11 protein-coding genes and 2 pseudogenes are annotated in these 15,874 nt (G+C 70.3%); 2 read left to right on the top strand and 11 right to left on the bottom strand.

What is annotated here, in order from left to right; all coding sequences use genetic code 11:
- Positions 1 to 58: 58 nt before the first annotated feature.
- A complete protein-coding gene (gene htpX, locus BTZ20_RS05875; protein WP_077040728.1) occupies positions 59 to 931 on the bottom strand; it encodes a zinc metalloprotease HtpX in 873 nt (290 codons plus the stop codon).
- A 114-nt stretch (positions 932 to 1,045) separates the two neighbouring features.
- Positions 1,046 to 2,077, bottom strand: a complete 1,032-nt coding sequence (locus tag BTZ20_RS05870; protein WP_077040727.1) for a polyprenyl synthetase family protein — start codon at positions 2,075 to 2,077, stop codon at positions 1,046 to 1,048.
- A 195-nt stretch (positions 2,078 to 2,272) separates the two neighbouring features.
- Between BTZ20_RS05870 and BTZ20_RS05865 the strand changes: the two genes are divergently transcribed.
- Positions 2,273 to 3,481 carry a geranylgeranyl reductase family protein gene (locus tag BTZ20_RS05865; RefSeq protein WP_077043515.1) on the top strand — a complete coding sequence of 403 codons (1,209 nt, stop codon included), beginning with the start codon at positions 2,273 to 2,275 and terminating at the stop codon, positions 3,479 to 3,481.
- Here BTZ20_RS05865 and BTZ20_RS05860 read toward each other — a convergent pair.
- Both BTZ20_RS05860 and BTZ20_RS05855 read right to left on the bottom strand, forming a co-directional pair.
- Positions 3,446 to 3,823 carry a Zn-ribbon domain-containing OB-fold protein gene (locus tag BTZ20_RS05860; protein ID WP_223263651.1) on the bottom strand — a complete coding sequence of 126 codons (378 nt, stop codon included), beginning with the start codon at positions 3,821 to 3,823 and terminating at the stop codon, positions 3,446 to 3,448. The two genes, BTZ20_RS05865 and BTZ20_RS05860, sit on opposite strands and share 36 nt — an antisense overlap.
- A gap of 194 nt (positions 3,824 to 4,017) precedes the next feature.
- Positions 4,018 to 6,377 (bottom strand): annotated as a pseudogene (locus BTZ20_RS05855) (ATP-binding protein).
- 145 nt (positions 6,378 to 6,522) lie between these two features.
- Here BTZ20_RS05855 and BTZ20_RS05850 point away from each other — a divergent pair.
- Positions 6,523 to 7,791: a hypothetical protein gene (locus BTZ20_RS05850; RefSeq protein WP_077043514.1), complete on the top strand. Its 1,269-nt coding sequence runs from the start codon at positions 6,523 to 6,525 to the stop codon at positions 7,789 to 7,791.
- Positions 7,792 to 7,917: 126 nt separating this feature from the next.
- On the opposite strand, the gene BTZ20_RS05845 is transcribed toward BTZ20_RS05850, so the two are convergent.
- The 7 genes and pseudogenes from BTZ20_RS05845 to menD all read right to left on the bottom strand — a co-directional run bounded on the left by BTZ20_RS05845 (position 7,918) and on the right by menD (position 15,811).
- Complete coding sequence (locus BTZ20_RS05845) at positions 7,918 to 8,319, bottom strand: Zn-ribbon domain-containing OB-fold protein (RefSeq protein WP_083742539.1); 402 nt, start codon at positions 8,317 to 8,319, stop codon at positions 7,918 to 7,920.
- Positions 8,316 to 8,975: an alpha/beta fold hydrolase gene (locus BTZ20_RS05840; RefSeq protein WP_223263755.1), complete on the bottom strand. Its 660-nt coding sequence runs from the start codon at positions 8,973 to 8,975 to the stop codon at positions 8,316 to 8,318. The genes BTZ20_RS05845 and BTZ20_RS05840 overlap by 4 nt, the downstream gene beginning before the upstream one ends.
- 289 nt (positions 8,976 to 9,264) lie before the next feature.
- The gene (locus BTZ20_RS05835; RefSeq protein ID WP_083742538.1) at positions 9,265 to 11,649 is read right to left on the bottom strand and encodes an ATP-binding protein; all 2,385 of its coding nucleotides are present in this window, start codon (positions 11,647 to 11,649) and stop codon (positions 9,265 to 9,267) included.
- An 87-nt stretch (positions 11,650 to 11,736) separates the two neighbouring features.
- A complete protein-coding gene (locus BTZ20_RS05830; RefSeq protein ID WP_077040725.1) occupies positions 11,737 to 12,435 on the bottom strand; it encodes a demethylmenaquinone methyltransferase in 699 nt (232 codons plus the stop codon).
- A gap of 58 nt (positions 12,436 to 12,493) precedes the next feature.
- A pseudogene (locus BTZ20_RS05825) lies at positions 12,494 to 13,635 on the bottom strand (glycosyltransferase family 4 protein).
- A gap of 86 nt (positions 13,636 to 13,721) precedes the next feature.
- Positions 13,722 to 14,192, bottom strand: a complete 471-nt coding sequence (locus BTZ20_RS05820; protein ID WP_077040724.1) for a DUF3592 domain-containing protein — start codon at positions 14,190 to 14,192, stop codon at positions 13,722 to 13,724.
- On the bottom strand, positions 14,189 to 15,811 hold the full coding sequence (gene menD, locus BTZ20_RS05815) for a 2-succinyl-5-enolpyruvyl-6-hydroxy-3-cyclohexene-1-carboxylic-acid synthase (RefSeq protein WP_077040723.1): 1,623 nt from the start codon (positions 15,809 to 15,811) through the stop codon (positions 14,189 to 14,191). Before menD ends, BTZ20_RS05820 begins: the two co-directional genes overlap by 4 nt.
- Positions 15,812 to 15,874: the final 63 nt, after the last annotated feature.

Below are 15,874 nucleotides of genomic sequence, written 5' to 3'. Positions count from 1 at the left end.
GCCGATCGACAGTCACCCGGAATGGTCAGCGAACGACCTTGTCCCCCAGCGATATCCGTCACTCGGGCAGTCGTCGGCCCGCCATTTTCTCCAAGCGGTCGATCCGCTCCGCCATAGGCGGGTGGGTGGAGAACAGCCGGCTCATCTTGTCGCCCGCCCGGAACGGGTTCGCGATCATCATGTGCGACTGTGCGGCGATCTTCGGCTCCGGTGGCAGCGGGGCGGCCTCAACGCCGCGCTCCAGCTTGCGCAACGCCGACGCGAGCGCCAGCGGATCACCGCTGAGTTCCGCCCCGGACTGGTCGGCCTGGTACTCCCTGGAGCGCGAGACCGCCATCTTCACCACCGAGGCCGCGATCGGACCGAGCAAAGAGACGAGCAGCAGCGCCAACGGGTTCGGCCTGCCCTCGCCGCGGCCGCCGAACATCGAGGCGAACATCGCCATGTTGGCCAGGCCCGAGATGACCGCGGCCATCGCACCCGCGACCGAGGAGATCAGGATGTCGCGGTTGTACACGTGCGAGAGCTCGTGGCCGAGCACGGCCCGCAGCTCCCGCTCGTCGAGGATCTGCAGGATGCCGCTGGTGCAGCAGACCGCCGCGTTGCGCGGGTTGCGACCCGTCGCGAAGGCGTTCGGCGCGGCCGTCGGGCTGATGTAGAGCCGGGGCATCGGCTGGTGCGCCGTTGTCGCCAGCTCGCGCACGATCTTGTAGATGACCGGCGCCTCGACCTCGGTGACCGGCTGCGCGTGCATGGCCTTGAGCGCCAGCTTGTCGCTGTTGAAGTACGCGTAGCCGTTCATCCCGACCGCGAGGACGATCGAGAAGATGAGGATGCTCCTGTTGTTGAACAGCGCCCCGATGAACACGATCAGCGCGGACATCCCCACCAGCAACGCAAAGGTCTTCAACCCGTTGGAATACCGGTGCACGTTGGGCCCCTTTTCTCGCCGGACACTCAGTTGATCAACGAAAGAGCCCGGAGGGACGTTCCCCTGCACGCAGCGCGTCGGCGAGCCACGTGGACCCGAGCCGAGACGTTACCGTCAGCCGACCCGCGCGATCGTGTAATCCACCAGTCGACCGAGCGCGTCGTTCGCCGGCCCCTGCGGCAGCTCCGCGAGCTGCGCGTGCGCCGAGGCGGCGTACTCCGCCAGCTTGGCCTTGGCCGCCGCCATCCCGGGGGAACGCTCCAGCAACGCCAGCGCCTCCGCGACGGCATCGTCGTCGGTGACCGGGCCGTCGAGTAGCACCCGCAGTCGATCGGCGTCGGGGCCCTCCTCGCGCAGCGCGTAGAGCACCGGCAAGGTGTGCACCCCCTCACGCAGGTCGGTGCCAGGGGTCTTGCCGGACTGCGCGGCGACCGAGGAGATGTCGATGATGTCGTCGGAGATCTGGAAGGCGGTGCCCACCGCGTCGCCGAGCCGCTCGAGGCGGACGACGTCATCGGCGCTCGCGCCGGAGAAGGTGCCACCGAACCGACCGCAGGCCGCGATCAGCGATCCCGTCTTCTCCCACACCACCTTCAGGTAGTGCTCGACGGGGTCCTGCTGCTCCTTGACGCCGATGGTCTCCCGCATCTGCCCGGTGACGAGCTCAGCGAAGGTCTCGGCGATGATCCGAACCGCCTCGGGTCCGAGCGTGGACACCAGCCGGGAGGCGTGTGCGAACAGGTAGTCGCCCGCCAGGATGGCGATGGAGTTGCCCCATCGCGAGTTCGCGCTCGGGGCGCCCCGGCGCATCGTCGCCTCGTCCATCACGTCGTCGTGGTAGAGCGTGGCCAGGTGCACCAGCTCGACGACGGTGGCCGCGGTGATGGTCGCCGGGTCCGTCGGATTGGGGCCCAGCTGCGCCGTCAGCAGGGTGAACAGCGGCCGGAACCGCTTGCCACCCGCCTTCGCCAGGTGCAGCGCCGCCTCGGTGAGAAAATCCTCGCCATCCGAGAGCTCACTCACCAGCAGGCTCTCGACGTCGGCGAGACCCCCACGCACCACCTCGGCCAGCGCCGGATCCCCCAGATCCACGCCGGCAACGACCGTGCCCATCGCTTCGCTCGTGCTCACGATCTCAGTACCCATCCCGTCTCGCGTGATGCCCAGCAACCGATGCCATAACTGTCACGGTAGTGAACCTATCGGGTTCGCGGCCCGTCGGGCTGACCACAGCGGTCGACCCCGGCCTGAGAAGATACTGGGGTGGTGCCATCGCCTGTCGACCCCGATCCCTCCGCCGCCCGTTCCGAGGCGCCCGATGACGTCCCTGCGCACGCCGATGTGGTGGTGATCGGCGCAGGTCCCGCCGGTTCCGCGGCAGCGGCATGGGCGGCGCGCGCTGGCCGCGAGGTGCTGCTCGCCGACTCCGCCACCTTCCCGAGAGACAAGACGTGTGGCGACGGACTCACCCCGCGCGCCGTGGCGGAACTCGTCCACCTCGGCCTCGGCGACTGGCTCGCCACCCGCGCCACCAACCGCGGCCTGCGGCTGAACGGGTTCGGGCAGGAGCTGGAGCTGCCGTGGCCCGGCGGCTCACTGCCGAGTACCGGCAGCGCCGTCCCGAGAACCGAACTCGACGACCGGATCCGACAGGTCGCGCTCGACGCGGGTGCCCGGATGGTTCAGGGCGCCAAGGCCGTTGACGCCGACCGGGACGGAAACCGGGTGCGGTCGGTCACCCTCCAGACGGCCGAGGGGCCACGCACGGTCCGATGCGAGCACCTCATCGTCGCCGACGGCGTGCGCTCCACCCTCGGCAAACGTCTCGGCCGCGAGTGGCATCGCGACACCGCGTACGGGGTGGCGGCCCGCGCCTATGTCCGCTCGGCCCGCAGCACCGACCCGTGGATCACCTCGCATCTCGAACTGCGCGACCGCGAGGGGACCCTGCAGGCCGGCTACGGCTGGGTGTTCCCGCTCGGCACCGGCGAGGTCAACCTCGGCGTCGGCACCCTGGCCACCGCGAAGCGGCCCGCGCCTGGCGCCCTCCGACCGCTGATCGAGCTGTACGCGGAACAGCGCCGCGACGAGTGGCGGCTCGACGGCCCCGTGCGCGCGGTGGCATCGGCGCTGCTCCCGATGGGCGGGGCGGTGTCCGGGGTGGCGGGGACCAACTGGGCGATCATCGGCGACGCCGCGGCCTGTGTGAACCCGCTCAACGGCGAGGGCATCGACTACGGCCTGGAGACGGGCTCGATGGTGGCCGAGGTGCTCGGGGCCCCGGACCTCACCGAGCTGTGGCCGACCCTGCTGCGGGAGCGGTACGGGCAGGCCTTCTCGATCGCCCGTCGGCTCGCCGGCCTGCTCACGGTCCCCCGGGTGTTGCCTGCCTCCGGGCCGCTGGCGATGCGTTCGCGTGCACTGATGACGATCGCGGTCCGGGTCATGGGCAATCTCGTGACCGACGCAGATCGCGACCTGACGGCGCGGGCGTGGCGGGCGTCGGGGTCGTCCTCACTGCGACTCGATTCCCGGCCACCGTTCAGCTGATCGAGGCTCGTTCTGCGACAGCCTGCCGAACGGCGAACACGGGGAACCGCTCCCCCGATTCCGCCAGCCGGAACTCCACCCGCACCGACCGATCCGGATGCACCGGCAGCTCCCCTCGATCCAGGTGTAGATCCAGGGACCCTCGTCGAGCTCGACGATCGCGAGCGTGCACGGCACCAGGGCCAGTGGGAGGTCGACGGACGAACAGTCCACCACCGTCCACGACACCACGGTCCCCGTGCCCGCGGCCCGCACCCGCTCGAGTTCATCCCGGCCGCAGGAGGTGCACGCCGTCTCCTCGGGCGCCAGCAGCGTGGCACACGCCTCGCAGCGCAGGATCATCAGAGCCCGCCGCCGGATCCGGACACTTCTCGCACCTGTGGATGTGCACTGCACCTGTTGCTCGAACATCGGGGACCTCGGCTTCCTGGAGCTGATGACGACTCAAAGTGTCCCTTTTGCCTGGGTCCCCGGCGACGGTGGAACCACCCGGGTAGGTACCTGTTTTCTCCGCTGACCGACCCCCGACGCGATCGTCAGAGCGGTCGGGATTCGACCTGCGCCTGCTCGACGACCCACGCGGCGATCTGCGCGCGGGAGGTGAAGCCCATCTTGGCGAGAACGTGCTCGACGTGGCCCTCGACGGTGCGCGGGGCGATCACCAGTTGCTCGGCGATCGCCCTGTTCGTCAGGCCCTGCGCGACCAGATCGGCGACCTGTCGCTCACGTCGGGTCAGGGCCGAGGCGGCGCCCTCGGTCGGCACCCCCTGGAGTTGCTCGTCCAGCGCGTACGCGATGCCGTCATCGAAGCTCAGGTTCACGCCCTGCTCGAAGGCCGCCTCGTAGGCGCGCTTGGCGAGCGCGCTGCGGACCTGCCGCTCCGACTCCTCGTGGTACGCGTGCAGGGGCGGGATGACGACCCCGGCGCTGCCGACGACCCGCCACAGCGAGTGGGCGATGCCGAACAGCACGGCCGCGCGCCTGGCGAGCCGATCGCCCGCGGCGACCCAGGCCAGCGCCTCGACACAGATCGCGGAGCCGAGCGCATCGTCCACGACGCGGCTGAGCCGAAGACCCTGCTCGAGCAGCCCGGCCGCCCGCCGGGGATCGCTCTGCCACAACGCGAGCCCGAGGGTGGAGAGCGAGTAGGCCCGGTACACCGACTCGCCGCGAGACTGGGTGATCTCGAGGGCCGCCTCCTGGCAGGCGATCGAGCGCGGTGTGTCCCCGAGCAGCCCGCACGCCAGCGCGAGGCCGAGCAGCGTCGCGAGCCGCAGCACCAGCTCCCGGCCCGTGTGGAAAGCGTCGACGATCTCCTCCAGGGAGGAGACGGCCAGCGGCATGTCTCCGCTGCACACCGCGAGCTGCCCGACGGCGAGGGTGGCGAGCGCGCGAGCCCGGGCGTCGTCGAGGATCTCGGCGACCTCGCGCGCCCGCTCGACCAGCGCCGCGCCCGCCTCGATGTCGCCCTGGTTGCCGGCCAGCACGCTGTCCGCGTACAGCCCCACACCCACTCCACGGTCGGCTGCCCCTCCTGGCGGTCGAGGAACTGATCGAGCCAGTGCCTGCCCTCTCCGAGCAGGCCCCTGGACAACCAGAACAGGGAGAGGGCATTGGCGATGCGGAGGCCTGCCGCCTCCTCCCCCGGCTCGGCCAGGCAGAACTCCATCGCCTCGCGCAGGTTCGGTTGCTCCCGCCCCAGCCGTGCCATCCATTCCACCTGCAGCGGACCGATCCACTCGGCCTCCACGCGGATCACGAGCTGCTGGTACCAGTCCCGGTGCCGTCGCCGCATCGAGGCGTGTTCACCGGATTCCGCCAACTTCTCACGGCCGTACTCTCGGAGCGTCTCGAGGAGCCGGTAGCGCACCACGGCGCCCGCTTCCTCCCGGATCAGGATCGACCTGTCGACCAGCGCGGCCACCACGTCCAGCAGGTCGTCCGGGCTCAGGTCCCCTGCGCAGATGCCCTCCGCCGCGTCGAGCTCGAAACCACCGGTGAACACCGACATCCGCCGCCACAGCATCCGCTCCCGCTCGGTGCACAGCTCATGGCTCCAGTCGATACACAGGCGCAGCGTCTGTTGCCGCGTCGGCGCGCCGCGACTACCCCCGGTCAGCAGGCTGTAGCGATCGTTCAACCGGTCCAGGATCTGTTCCGCAGACATCGCCCGCAGGCGCCCCGCGGCCAACTCGATGGGCAACGGCAGCCCGTCCAACCGCTGGCAGATCCGGGCCACCGCGACCTGGTTGTCCTCGGTGAGCCCGAACTCCGGGACCGCGGCGGACGCCCGTTCGGCGAAGAGCGCCACGGCGTCGCCCCCAGCCAACCCGCGCCCGGACGAGCGCCGATCCGGATCCGGAACCGACAGCGGCGGCACCCGCAGAAAGGCCTCCGCTCCGATGCCGAACGGCTCGCGGCTGGTCGCCAGGATCCGGAGGTCCGGGCAGCGCCGCAGCAACGCTTCGGCGAGCCCCGCGGCCGCATCGAGTACGTGTTCACAGTTGTCCAGCACCAGCAGCAGCCGTCGATCGGCGAGGTACTCCGCCAGCGAGTCCTGCGTGCGATTCGTCGACTGCTCCCGCAGCCCCAGCGTCGCGGCCACCAGGTCGGGCAGAAGGGCCTCTTCCTGCAGCTCGCCGAGCTCGACCAGCCAGACCCCGTCCTCGAACGACCGCCGCGAGTCCTCGGCCACCCGGAGCGCGAGCCTGGTCTTGCCGACCCCGCCGATCCCGGTCAACGTCACCAGGCGCGAAACAGACAGCAGCCGTCTCGTCTCGGTCACCTCGCGGCGACGGCCGACGAAACTGGTCAGCTCGAGCGGCAAGTTCCCGACCTTGCCCCGGACAGCGGTAGCCATCGAACCGTCACTCTCAACACACGGTCCCCTGCCCAATCGACGCTACCCCGGAGCGGGGTCGCAGGGGGACGCTGTCGACTTGCAGCGAAGATCAGCGAAACGCGACGCTAGATGACTAGCCAGGGATGCGAACTCGGGACAAGCCAGCGGTTCCCGAACGCGGTGGGCCATGCTCCAGTACATGAACCGTTCGGCTGCAGTGGTGTCCCTTCTGGTTGGTGGGTTCGCTGCCACCATCGCATTGGCCTCGACGATGTCCGGCAGCTTCGCCGTCGTCACCGATAGCGGCCGAGCGGACGTGCTGATCTACAGCGCCGCCGCCGGCGCGACCCTCGGCGCCATCACCGCGGTTGTTGCGGTTGTTCTCGTCCGCAGTCGTCCCGCCCTGGCGTGGACCGCGACGCTGGGGCTCGTGTTGCTGGCCGTCATGTCGTCGTTGCCCGGATCAGGACGGTGGGAGCTCTATCCCCATGCCATCGGTGCCGGTTTGATCTTGGGAGCACTCGCCGGACTGTGCGACACACAAGCGCGTCCAGTGCTCCAGACTGCATTGGCAACCGGCGCACTCGCAGGTGTTCTCCTCGCCGTGCCGCTCGAGCGCTACCGATCGCCATCCCCTCGACGCTATGCCGACTACCTGCCAGCCTCCGCCGTGCCTGCCGATGTGTTCATGCTGGGTCTGCTCGCGATGACCGCGGTCGCGTTGTTCATCGCGCTTCGGCGCGGCGCCTTCGGTGTGTCGGAGCCGGCACTGACCGATGGGCGGGTCCGCGTACTCGCGGTCGGTGTGGCCGTGCCGGTGGTTGGCTTGCTGCTTCACTGGTCGTTCGTCCGCGTCGTCGGCTCAATGAGCTCCACATGGCTGTTCGGGCTTGCGGTAGTCCCAGTATTTGTTGTCGGTTCGCTGTTGCTTCCTCGCCGCAACGGGATGGTGCTGCTTGCCGCTCTGGCAGTCATTGCAACTTCCTACCGGAGTCTCGAATGGTCCACCGATTCGTTGGCATCTCTGCTCATTGCTGCGGTGCTGGTCGTGCTCGGCGCGGTGTGTGGACGACGATGGCCGCACCCCCTGGCAGGTGTCGCCACGCTCGCTGTTGTCGCGGCGACTGCCGTGTTCGAGGAACAACCATGGGACACGCTGCACACTGGTGCCACAGTGCTGGTGCTGCCGTTGGCAGCCGCGTTCACGGTGGTGGCGTGCCTGCCGTCGAGCGCGGCCGCTACCGCAATCTCCCTGGCGGCGCCGGCTGCTGTCTCCGTGCCGTTGATGGCTCGATTCGGTTGGACCTTGTACGCACCGTTGAGGACCTCGCACAACGGGTTGTCTTCGGACTCCTGGCTGTGGGTCTCGACCGGAGTCGCGGTGGCCACAGTGGTGGTCTCCGGAATCACCATTGCCTGGTTGCAACGACGCCCGATGGAACAATCGTCAGCCGAGGCGCCAGGGTGATGTCCGGTCGAAATCCGGTTGCGCAGTTGCGGCTACTCCTACTTTGACGGGAAGTGCTGACACACCTGGCATTCGCAAAGCACAGTGGCGTGTCCAGATGGCCTTCGCTGCAAGTCGGCCGCCGTGTCAGGCGACTCGCACGGCAGGCGCGTGTTGGCAGCCGTGGAACACCGGGTACCGCTCGTCGGACTCGAGGTGGTCGAACTCCACCCGGACCGGGCGGCCGGGGCGCACCGCGATCTCACCCTCGATCCAGCTGCAGATCCAGGGCCCGTCGTCGAGCGCGACGACGGCCAGCATGGATGGCAGGGCGTCGTCGTCCGCACCGGCCCGCGCACGGTCGGCCAGCTTCCAGGTCACCATCGACCCGAGCCCGGTCGACGGCACCCGCGACAGGTGGTCGCTCCCGCACGAGGAGCAGGTCACCGCGACCGGCGCGAGGAGCAGCTCACAGCACTCGCAGCGCCGGATCATCAGCGTGCGCGCGGACAGGCCTGCCCACAGGTGGGTCCCGCCCGCGGCCGTCACAACGTCACCGCCGCGGGTGTGTGCGGCTGCGTCTGCTCCGCGCCGAACACGGTCGCCATCGCGGTGCCGAATCCGTGCGGGTCGTCGATCAGCCAGCCGTGGTTGCCCGCGACGGTGACGACCGTGGGATTGCGGAGCGCGATGCGGAGGGATTCGAAGCTGGCGCGCGGGATGAACGTGTCGTCGCCGCCCCAGAGCAGCGTCACCGGAAGGCCGCGCTCCGCCAGCTCGTCGAGTTCGCCGCGCAGGTCCGCGTTTCGGGCCAGATGCGAGAGGCGCCACATCGCGAGCGGATTGCGCAGCACGTTGCCCACCGCGTCCGCGGTGATCGCCAGCAGGCCCGCGACGGACGGCCGAATGGCGAGGGCGTCGCCGGTGGCCGCAGCGCCCCAGGCCCACAGGGGACGCTCGCCGATCGGGCGCACGTCACCACCACCGGGGGACCATGCGGCCCCGCCCACGGAGTTGACCAGCACCAGCCGTGACACCCTTGCCCCGAGATCGTGTGCGGACTGGATCGCGACCCCACCTCCGAACGAATGGCCGACGAGCGTCACCGGTCCCGCGATACCGATCGAGTCGAGGAACCCGCCCAGCCAGCGCGCGTACCCGGCCAGGTTTTGCTCAGCCGGGGGAGCTCCGCGGTGCCGCCGAATCCGGGAAGTGAGGGCGCGAACACCCGCACTCCCTGAGCCGCCATCCGCAGCAGTGCGCGGTCGTACGCGCGGGGGTCAGCGCGTACCCGTGCAGGAACACGACAGGAGCGCCCGCACCCGCGACCGCATAGGTCGCCGCCCGACCCTCGACGAGGGTGTTCTTCCAGCTGGTATTCCTCGCCTCGCTGACAACGTACGGGTGGCTTGTCGGGTGCTGCAACATCGAGGGCCTCGGCTTCGCGGTCGCGGATATGACCCAGCACACATTGCCGCTTGCGCCCGTTGACCGTCAGGGCGGAACTACCCGGAGACATACCTGTTTCTGATCAAGCCCCCGTTGCGCGTCCGGCTCCTGCTCGCGCGTCCGCTCGAGATACCAGGCGGTGATCTGGGTGCGCGAGGTGAACGCGAGCTTGGCCAGCACCCGCTCGACATGTCCCTGGGCGGTCCGCGGCGAGATGACCAGTTTCTCGGCGATCGCCCTGTTCGTGAGGCCCTGCGCGACCAGCTCGGCGACCTGCATCTCACGCCGGGTCAGGCTCACCGCCTCCTCCACCGCTGGCGGCCCGGCGGGGCGGCGTTCACCGAGCGCGTAGCCGATCGACTCGCGGAAATCCATCCCCCTGCCGCGGCGCCGCGCCTCCTCGAAGGCTCGATCGCCGAGTGCCGCTCGTGCCCGCTGCTTGCACTCCGCGTGGTGGCTGAGCAGGTTGGGCAGTGTGACTGTGATGCCCCCCTCCGCTTTCGCCAGCGCGTTGGCGGCCCCCAGCAGTACGGCGGCCCGGTCCGGCGCGTCCTCGATCGCCGCGATCCACCCCATCGTCTCGAGGCACCACGTGGCGATGATCGGGTCGTTGACCCGTCGAATCAGGCGCAGGGCCTGCGCCAGCTGTGCGGCCGCCCGGGTCACGTCGCCCTGGTGCAGGGCCGCTAGGCCGAGCCCCCACAGTGCGTACGCGCGATAGTAGGACTCGCCGCGCGGTGCCGTGACGGCGAACACCTGCTCGTAGCAGGCGACCGACCGGTCCTCGTCGCCGAGCAGCCCGCTGGCGACCGCCAACCCGAGCAGGCACCCGATCGCCCGTTGGAGTTCGCCGGTCGGCCGACTCGTCTGCAGTGCGTCTTCGAACGAACGCCGCGCGCCCTTGAGATGGCCGCTGAACAGTGACTGGAAACCGGTCGCGTACCCGGCGGCGGCCCGCAGCATCGGATCGCCCAGCTCCTCGGCGAGCACGCCGCACTCCTCCACGAGGGTGGCGGCGGTGGCGAATTCCTGCTGCATGCCCGTCATGACGCTGCCCCCGAACAGCGCGAGCACCCGATCCGCCGTGCGTCGATCGCCCGATCGCGCCAGCGCGCGATCCAGCCAGCGCCTGCCCTCGCTGATCAGCCCGCGGCAGATCCAGTACAGGTACAGGGAATTGACCATCCGCAGGCAGGCGTCGGCCTCCGCGTCGCCGGGTGCGGTCAGGCTGAACTGCAGCGCCTCGCGCAGGTTCGACGTCTCCCGCTCCAGACGGCCGATCCACGACACCTGATTCGGCCCGATCCACTCGGCCTCGGCTGTGTGAGCCAACCGCGCGTACCAGTCCCGGTGCCTGCGATGCAGCCCGTCGCGGTCACCGGATTCCCGCAACTTCTCGTTCCCGTAGGCGCGGAGGGTCTCGAGCAGCCGGTACCGCACCGCGGGACCCTGCTCCTCGCGGATCAGGATCGACTTGTCGACCAACGAGGCCAGGACGTCGCGCAGGTCGTCCGAGGACAGATCCCCCGCACAGATCCCCTCCGCGGCGTCGAGCTCGAAGCCGCCCGCGAACACCGACAGCCGGGCCCACAGGTCCTGTTCCCGGACCGAGCACAGCTCGTGGCTCCACTCGATGCTGGACCACAACGTCTGCTGACGGGTCGGGGCGCCACGGCTTCCCAGGTTCAGCAACCGGAAACGATTGGTCAACCGCTGCAGAACCTGTTCTGCCGTCATCGCGCGCAGTCGCACCGCCGCCAACTCGATCGGCAGCGGCAGGCCGTCCAGCCGGTGACAGATCCCGGCGACCGCGTGCCGGTTGTCCTCGGTGAGGGTGAACTCGGGTACCGCGGCCGCGGCCCGCTCGGCGAACAGTGCGACCGCGTCATATCTGGGAAGGCCCTGCAACGAGGGCGTCTCGTCGCTGCTCGGGGCAGTCAGCGGCGGCACCCGCAACACAGCCTCGCCGCTGATGCCGAGGGCCTCCCGGCTCGCCGCGAGAATGCGCACCTCGGGGCAGGCCTCCAGCAACGACTCCGCCAGGGCTGCGACCGCCTCGACCAGGTGCTCACAGTTGTCGAGCACCAGCAGCAGGCGGCGAGTGGCGAGGTGGTCCGCCAACACCTCCTCGGGAAGGTGGGCGAGCTGATCCCGAAGTCCGAGCCCAGCGGCCACCGTGGCAGGCACCAGCGTCGGGTCGTACACCTCACCCAGTTCGACGAGCCATACCCCGTCGTCGAAAGCACGCCGGGAATCCTCGGCCACTCGCAGTGCCAGCCGGGTCTTGCCGACCCCGCCGATCCCGGTGAGCGTCACCAGACGGGACTCGGACAGCAGCCGTCGCGCCTCGGTCACCTCGTGGCGACGGCCGACAAAACTGGTCAGCTCGAGGGGCAGGTTCCCGACCTTGCCTTGCACGGTGGGCGGCATCGAAGCGTCACTCTCATCACACGGTCCCCTGCGCTTTCCACGTTACCCGCCGCGATCGTTCCGACGGGCGGGTTGCCGTGGGCAGGACTACCGTTCGGCGCGGTGCAACGCCACGACGCCGCCGGTGAGGTTGCGCCACTGCACGTTCTTCCAGCCGGCCGCCTCGATCTTGAGGGCCAACTCCTCCTGCGTTGGCCAGGCCCGAATCGACTCCGCGAGGTACACGTAGGCGTCGGGGTTGCTGCTCACCGCGCGCGCCACCACCGGCAGGGTCTTCATCAGGTACTCCATGTAGACCGTGCGGAACGGGCCGAACGTCGGGGTGGAGAACTCACTGACCACCAGCCGGCCGCCGGGCTTCGTCACCCGGGCGATCTCCCGCAGACCTGCCTCGAAGTCGGAGACGTTGCGCAGACCGAACGAGATGGTCGCGGCGTCGAATACCGCATCCGCGAACGGCAGTGCCATCGCGTCGCCCGCCACCATCGGCACCCGACGGTCGGCGCCGGCCTTCAGCATGCCCTTGGAGAAGTCTGCGGCCACCACCCAGGCGCCGGAACGCCCGAGCTCGACGGTGGAAACCCCGGTGCCCGCCGCCAGGTCCAGCACCCGCTCCCCCGGCTTCAGGTCGAGTGCTGCCCGGGTCGCCTTGCGCCAGGTGCGGTCCTGCCCGAAGGAGATGATCGTGTTGGTGAGGTCGTAACGCTTCGCGACGCCGTCGAACATGGACGCGACCTCGTGCGGGGCCTTCTCGAGTGAGGCCCGAGACCCGTGTGTTGTTGCCACACCGTTGACGTTACAGGCGCGCGCCGGATGCCTCGCGCCCAGTTCGCGTGGGGGTGGCTCAGGCCGAGCGCTGCGCCGGGACACCGCGCGAGCCCGTCACGTCCGCGTAGTGGCCCAGCAGTTCGCCGCACACCGAGGACCACGTGCGGTGCAGCACCGACCTCCGGGCTGACGCTCCGAACCGGGCGCGTGTGGCCCGGTCCCGCAGCGCGATCACGGCACTGGGCAGCAGCTCCTCGAAGCGCTCGACCGGCAGCAGATAACCGTTGCTGCAGTGCGCGACGAGATCGCGTGGTCCGCCTGCGTCCGGACCGATCACCGGAACACCGCTGGCCAGGGCCTCCTGCACCGCCTGGCAGAAGGTCTCGTGCTCGCCCGGGTGCACGAACAGATCGAGGCTCGCGTAGGCGTTGGCCAGCTCGTCTCCCCCGAGTTGCCCGGTGAACACCGCCGACGGCATCAGCCGCTGCAACCTCGCCCGTTCGGGCCCGTCGCCGACGATCACCAGCTGCAGGCCGGGGTCGGCGGCCAGCACGGCCAGCCGCTCGACGTGCTTCTCCGGGGCCAGCCGTCCGACGAACCCGATCACCAGCCGGTCGGCGTCGCACCAGCTCGCCCGCAGCTCAGTGCTGCGCCGGGAAGGCGCGAACCGCGTGGTGTCCACCCGCGACCCCAGCGGAACACCCGTGGCACACCTCGCGATTCGAGCGCCTCGACGGCGGCCGTGGACGGGGCGAGGGTGCGGGCGGCCCCGCGGTGCAGGCGGCGGGTCCACCGCCACGCCGCCCTGCTGGTCAGTCCGAGGCCGTAACTCTGCGCGAAACCCGCCACATCGGTCTGATAGACCGCGACGGCGGGCACGTCGAGCCGGTTGGCCGCGGCCAACCCGCCTGCTCCGAGCAGGAAGGGCGATGCCAAGTGCACCACATCCGGGTCGAAGGACCGCAGCGCCGAGGTGATCCCCGGCTGCGGGATGCCGACGGGAAGGGAGCTGACCCGCGGGATCATCACGGCGGACACGTGGTACACCGGGAACCCGTCGTGTGAGGTGGGCGCGGCCGGGCGGCCCGCGACACTGTCGGGGGCCACCAGCAGCGCCTGATGTCCGTGGCGCCTGAGGTGCTCGAGCACCCGGATCACCGAGTGGGTGACCCCGTTCATGTTCGGCAGGAACGACTCCGCGACGATGGCTACTCGCACCAGCCCAGTGTCCGCGCCGCGCGGGCCGGGACGGGAAGGCCGAGGTGTCCAGGCGGCGAAGTTCCGGCGAAACCTGGGCTACCCGGTCAGTGGGGCGGGGCCGCCGCAACATGAGGCGGCTCGGCCGCCGTGCTCTGAGACGGCTCGGCCGCCGTGCGCCGCCGGACCAGCCACAGCGCGGGCAGGGCGATCAGCCACGTCACCGCGATCACCGACCCGGCCGGGACCAGCGCCACCCGGACGTCGCGACCGGACACTCGGACCAGGTCCGGATCGGACCGCGCGTACTCGACGTCGATCCGCTGGCCGACGATCAGCTCGGTCGGGTACAACACGCCGAGCCGCGGGTTCTTGGTGACACCGTCCGGGGTGACGAAGCTGATCGCCGAGCGCAACCGGCCCGCGGAGAGCACCTCGGCGGTGGCGACACCCTTGTCGGACTCGATCGTGAGGTCGTTGCGCCAGGCCGCGACCACCAGCAGCACCGCAAGGACCGAGATCCCGATCGCGACGACCAGGATCCCCTTCCTGACCCGGCCCGCCACCGTCGGCGTCACAGCTGCGCCCTTACCGCGGCGTGCAGTTCGCGCAGCCCGGAACGTTCGGTCGCGACCTCGAGGACCCTGATCCCCGCGGTGTTCGGCTCGGTCAGCGCCGCAGCCAACTGCTCGGGGTTCACCGCATGGTGCTCTACCCGGTAGGCGGCGCAGAGCGCGGACAGGTCCATCCCGTGCGGGGTGCCGAACACCCGCTCGAAGACACCCGCGTACTGCGGGTCGCCCTGCTCGAGGAGTTCGAAGATGCCGCCGCCGTCGTCGTTGGCCACGACGATCGTGAGGTCGCGCGGCCGCGGTTCCCCGGTGCCGATGAGCAGGCCGGAGGCGTCGTGCAGGAAGGTCAGATCGCCCATCAGCGCGAGGGTGCGGGTGTCCTTCCCCGGGGCTGCCATCGCCGCGCCCACCGCCGTCGACACGGTGCCGTCGATACCCGCGACACCACGGTTCGACAACACCCGTACGCCCGGCCGCGGATAGCTGACCAGGGCCGCGTCCCGCACCGGGTTGGACGCACCGAGCAGCAGCTGGTCGCCCTCGCCCAGCGCGTCCATCACCACCTTGGCCACGTGCAGACCGGTCGGCTTCGGATGCGCCGAGAGCTGTTGCCGCACAGCCTTGTCCGCATGCTCGGTCAGGTGCCTGCAACGCTCGAGCCAGGCCGCGTCGGGGGCGCCGGAGACGACGGCGCGGGTGCCGGTGGCCAGCACGTTCCCGGACACGTCGGGCCAGCGCGGGCCGGTGGTGAGCGCGAACACCGACACCCGGGGATCGGCGAGCAGCTTTGCCACCGGACGGTGCAGCGTCGGCCTGCCGGTGATCACCGCCTGCCGGGGCTTGAGCTGGGGCAGTGCCAGCGGGTGCAGCGGGATGCCGTGCATCGGCGCGGTCGGCTCGGCGACCGTCGGCAGGCCGGCGAGCTCCGGACGATGACCCGAACCGTGGCCCGAGATCACCACGGTGTCCGGCGTCAGGTCCAGTTCGAGCGGCACGTCGAGGGTCGCGTGCGTGGTGGTCGTCCACGGGGCGCCGTCTGGCCTGCCCTCCGGCACCGGGCCCTGGACATGTGCGCCGGGCACCAGCGGCTCCCGCAGCGGCACGTCGAAATGCACCGGTCCCGCGTTGCCGGACCGTGCGCCCCTGGCAGCGGCCAGGACCCGGCAGACCGCCGAGCGCCACTGGCTGTTCTGGTCGACGCCCTCCTCGGCGAGGCCGAGGCTGATGGTGGCCCGCACCTGACTACCGAACAGGCCCAGCTGCTCGATGGTCTGGTTGGCGCCCGTCCCGAGCAGTTCGTAGGGGCGGTTCGCGCTGAGCACCACGAGCGGGACCCGGGCGTAGTTCGCCTCCAGCACCGCGGGGCCGAGATTCGCCACGGCGGTGCCGGAGGTCATCACGATCGGCACCGGGTGCCCGCTACCGATGGCCAGGCCGACCGCGAGGAATCCGGCGGTGCGCTCGTCGATCCGCATGTGCAGCCGCAGCCGCCCGGCCGTGTCCGCGGCCTGCAGCGCGAAGGCCAACGGCGCGTTGCGCGAACCCGGGCAGAGCACCACGTCGCGCACCCCGCCGCGGATCAATTCGTCGACGACGGCGGTGGCCTGGGCTGTGGACGGATTCACGGTTCCAGGGTGTCAGACGGCCACCCGCCGACGGGCGGCGGTCCGGGCACACCGTCAGTTAGG

The sequence above is a fragment of the Rhodococcus sp. MTM3W5.2 genome, from assembly GCF_001984015.1.
GTDB lineage: Bacteria > Actinomycetota > Actinomycetes > Mycobacteriales > Mycobacteriaceae > Rhodococcus_G > Rhodococcus_G oryzae.
This window is presented reverse-complemented; position numbering and strand designations above follow the sequence as displayed.

Excerpts from the sequence above, each read along its gene's own strand:
- BTZ20_RS05870 (WP_077040727.1), bottom strand. The coding sequence starts at position 2,077 with ATGGGTACTGAGATCGTGAGCACGAGCGAAGCGATGGGCACGGTCGTT.
- BTZ20_RS05860 (WP_223263651.1), bottom strand. The coding sequence starts at position 3,823 with ATGATCCTGCGCTGCGAGGCGTGTGCCACGCTGCTGGCGCCCGAGGAG.
- BTZ20_RS05835 (WP_083742538.1), bottom strand. The coding sequence starts at position 11,649 with ATGCCGCCCACCGTGCAAGGCAAGGTCGGGAACCTGCCCCTCGAGCTG.
- BTZ20_RS05850 (WP_077043514.1), top strand. The coding sequence starts at position 6,523 with ATGAACCGTTCGGCTGCAGTGGTGTCCCTTCTGGTTGGTGGGTTCGCT.